Annotated in this window: 2 protein-coding genes; one reads left to right on the top strand and one right to left on the bottom strand. The window is 64.2% G+C overall.

Annotated elements, in window-relative coordinates; translation table 11 throughout:
• Positions 1 to 1,296: threonine ammonia-lyase, biosynthetic (gene ilvA / locus VIR09_RS02010; RefSeq protein WP_332011327.1), on the top strand; the 1,296-nt coding region annotated here is incomplete at its 5' end.
• A gap of 168 nt (positions 1,297 to 1,464) precedes the next feature.
• Here ilvA and VIR09_RS02005 read toward each other — a convergent pair.
• Positions 1,465 to 2,577: a porin gene (locus tag VIR09_RS02005; protein ID WP_332011325.1), complete on the bottom strand. Its 1,113-nt coding sequence runs from the start codon at positions 2,575 to 2,577 to the stop codon at positions 1,465 to 1,467.
• Between the last annotated feature and the right edge of the window lie 186 nt (positions 2,578 to 2,763).

Raw genomic sequence — 2,763 nt, 5'->3', positions numbered from 1 at the left:
ATCGCGGCCTCCGCGGGCAACCATGCCCAGGGCGTGGCGCTGGCGGCCAGCCGGCTGGGCTGCCGCGCCGTCATCGTCATGCCCACCACCAGCCCGCAGGTCAAGATCGACGCGGTGCGCCGCCTGGGCGGCGAAGTCGTGCTGGCGGGCGAGAGCTTTTCCGACGCTTACGCGCATGCGCAGATCCTGGAAAAGAAAGAGAAGCTCACTTTCGTCCACCCCTTTGACGATCCTGACGTGATCGCCGGCCAGGGCACCGTGGGCATGGAGATCCTGCGCCAGCATCCCGGCCCGATCGACGCCATCTTCGTCGCCATCGGCGGCGGCGGGCTGATCGCGGGCGTGGCTACCTACATCAAGCAGCTGCGCCCGGAAATCAAGATCATCGGCGTGCAAACAGAGGACTCCGACGCCATGCTGCGCAGCGTGCGCGCGGGCCGCCGCGTGCAGTTGAACGACGTGGGTCTGTTCTCGGACGGCACGGCGGTCAAGATGGTGGGTGCCGAAACCTTCAAGCTCACGCGCCAGTATGTGGACGACTTCGTGGTGGTCAACACCGACGCAATCTGCGCGGCCATCAAGGACGTGTTCCAGGACACGCGCAGCGTGCTGGAGCCGGCCGGCGCGATGGCGGTGGCGGGCGCCAAGCAGTACGCGGCCGAGCACAATCTGAAGGGCAAGACACTGGTGGCGATCGCCTGCGGCGCCAACATGAATTTCGACCGCCTGCGCTTCGTGGCCGAACGCGCGGAGGTCGGCGAAATGCGCGAAGCCGTTTTCGCCGTCACCATGCCGGAACAGCGCGGCAGCTTCCGCCGGTTCTGTGAACTGGTGGGCGAACGCAGCGTCACCGAGTTCAACTACCGCATTTCCGACGCGGACCGCGCGCACGTCTTCGTCGGCATCCAGGTGTCGTCGGCGTCCGAGCCCGACAAGATCGCGGCCAACTTCCGCCGCCATGGCTTTGACACGCTGGACCTGACCCACGACGAAATGGCCAAGACCCACCTGCGCCACATGGTGGGCGGGCGTTCGGCGCTGGCGCGCAACGAACTGCTGTACCGCTTCGAATTTCCAGAGCGTCCGGGCGCGCTGATGCGCTTTCTGAACGCCATGAATCCGGACTGGAACATCAGCCTGTTCCACTACCGCAACCAGGGCGCCGACTACGGCCGCATCCTGATCGGCATTCAGGTTCCGCCCGCCGACAAGAAGCAGTTCCGCAGCTTCGTGGCGGAACTCGGCTATCCCCACTGGAACGAGACCGAGAACCCGGCCTACAAGTTGTTCCTGTAGCGCTGCCATAGCGCGGCCGCCGCAAAACGAGAGGGCCTCCTTGCGGAGGCCCTTCCCTTCCCTGCTTTAGATACGTCCGGCGGCAACCAGTCGCGGGGGTTCGCTGTCACTCGGCGGCCCACGGAGATGAGCCGCGCATTCAGCAAGGTCTGCCGGACGTCCTATCGCTTAGAAACGGTGACGCACGCCCACGGCAACAGCCGTGTCGGTCGCATCGCGCTGGAACGCGTAGTTGTCGCCGTAGGAGGCGTACGCGTACAGGTTGGTGCGCTTGGTGAAGTCGTAGGTGTAGCCCAGGCTGTAGACATTGAACGTCGCATCGTCGCCCGTCAGCTTGTCGTTGCTGGCGGTGGCGCGCTGCCACGAACCGAAGACCGCGTGGCGGCCCAGCGGCACGGTGGCGCCGATCATGTACGAATTGGCGCGGAAGCCGTCAGCCAGCTTGAACGAGCCGAGGTTCTGCATGCCGGCGGGCGTGGTGCCCATGTTCTGGCCGATGAACCAGCCGTCGCGGGTCTGGCCGAACGCAGCCGCTACCTTCACGACTTCGAAGTCATACGAGCCGCCAAGGATGTATTCCTGGATGCGGGCTTCAGACTTGCCGCCGGTTTGACCGTTGGACGGATTGAAGCGGTCATACGCCGCGGCCAGATTCAGCGGACCGTTGACGTACTGCACGCCAGCGGTCAGCACGCGGTTGTTGTCGCCAGTCCGGAAGCCGGTCTGCGAGGAGTCGCTGACCGCATCATCGGCGCTGAACGAGTAGCCCACGCCAACCTTGAAACCGCCCATGCTGGGGGTCTGGTACAGGACCATATTGTCCAGGCGCATCGTGTTGGCGCTGCCGAACGTGGTACCCATGTTGGCGGTGTTGTAGCTGATCGAGAACGGGTCGATCGAGCCGAAGTACTTGGAAGCCAGGTTGGTCTGGCGGCCGAATTCCAGGCGGCCCCAGGTATCGCTGTCCAGGCCCACAGTGGCCTGACGGCCGAACAGGCGGCCGTTTTGCGCCGACTTGCCGTTCATGGGGCCGAAACCGCCTTCCAGGGTGAACACGGCGCGCAGGCCATCGCCCAAGTCTTCCGTGCCGCGCAGGCCGAAGCGCGAGCCGCTGCTCACGCCCTGCACGCCGCCGAAACGGCTTTGCGAATTGCCGTTGAACTTCACTTTCTCGTAGCCGACACCGGCGTCGATCAAGCCGTACAACGTCACGGAGTCTGCGGCTTGCGCGACGCCGGCGAAACCAGCCAGCAGCGCGACAGCCAATAGTGTCTTCTTCATATAAGTCCCCAAAATGGCGAGATGAAAGGCAAACCGCAAACCCACCGCGCACAGGGCCGGGAATCTGCGTGCCGCTGCGAACAAGTTAGCGGCGCATGCACTGAAACCAGTGTCCAGCCTGCGCCCATTCGAAGTAACCCGGATTTCGAAGAACTACTTTCCATGGTTGGGATAATGACGGCCTTC

Source organism: Achromobacter sp., assembly GCF_036567245.1.
Taxonomy (GTDB): domain Bacteria; phylum Pseudomonadota; class Gammaproteobacteria; order Burkholderiales; family Burkholderiaceae_B; genus Achromobacter.
This window is presented reverse-complemented; position numbering and strand designations above follow the sequence as displayed.

Bases quoted from the DNA above. Each gene is read 5' to 3' on its own strand.
- VIR09_RS02005 (WP_332011325.1), bottom strand. From the start codon at position 2,577: ATGAAGAAGACACTATTGGCTGTCGCGCTGCTGGCTGGTTTCGCCGGC.